We start from the raw sequence: 735 nt of genomic DNA on the forward strand, positions 1-735 counted from the left end.
CGAAGTCGACAGCGAGGCGACCGAGCTGTCGGTCGAGCTCAGGCCGGTGGACAACGAGCTGATGCCGGTCGAGGTCGAGGTGGACAGCGAGCTGATCGAGCTGGTTGCCGACGAGAGGCCGGTCGACGTCGAAGTCGACAGGGAGGCGACCGAGCTGTCGGTCGAGCTCAGGCCGGTGGACAGCGAGCTGATACCGGTCGAAGTCGAGGTGGACAGCGAACTGATCGAGCTGGTTGCCGAGGACAGGCCGGTCGACGTGGAGGTCGAGAGCGAGGCGACCGAGCTGTCAGTCGAACTCAGGCCGGTCGACAACGAGCTGATACCCGTCGAGGTCGAGGTGGACAGCGACGAGATCGAGCTGGTCGCCGACGACAAACCCGTCGACGTGGAGGTCGACAGCGAAGCCACCGAGCTATCGGTCGAGCTCAGACCAGTCGACAGCGAGCTGATGCCCGTCGAGGTCGAGGTGGACAGCGACGAGATCGAGCTGGTCGCCGACGAGAGACCCGTCGACGTGGAGGTCGACAGCGAGGCGACAGAGCTGTCAGTCGAGCTCAGGCCGGTCGACAACGAGCTGATACCCGTCGAGGTCGAGGTGGACAGCGAGCTGATCGAGCTGGTCGCCGATGACAGACCGGTCGACGTGGAGGTCGACAGCGAAGCGACCGAGCTATCGGTCGAGCTCAGGCCGGTCGACAGCGAGCTGATGCCCGTCGAGGTCGAGGTGGACAGCGA

At 65.3% G+C, this 735-nt stretch carries 1 protein-coding gene; it reads left to right on the forward strand.

Annotated elements, in window-relative coordinates; genetic code table 11:
- Positions 1-735 (forward strand): hypothetical protein (locus tag U5771_RS35245; RefSeq protein WP_322028193.1); only part of this gene is annotated, 735 nt, incomplete at both ends.

Origin of the sequence: Burkholderia sp. BCC1977, from assembly GCF_905339595.1 — a bacterium.
Classification (GTDB): Bacteria; Pseudomonadota; Gammaproteobacteria; order Burkholderiales; family Burkholderiaceae; genus Burkholderia.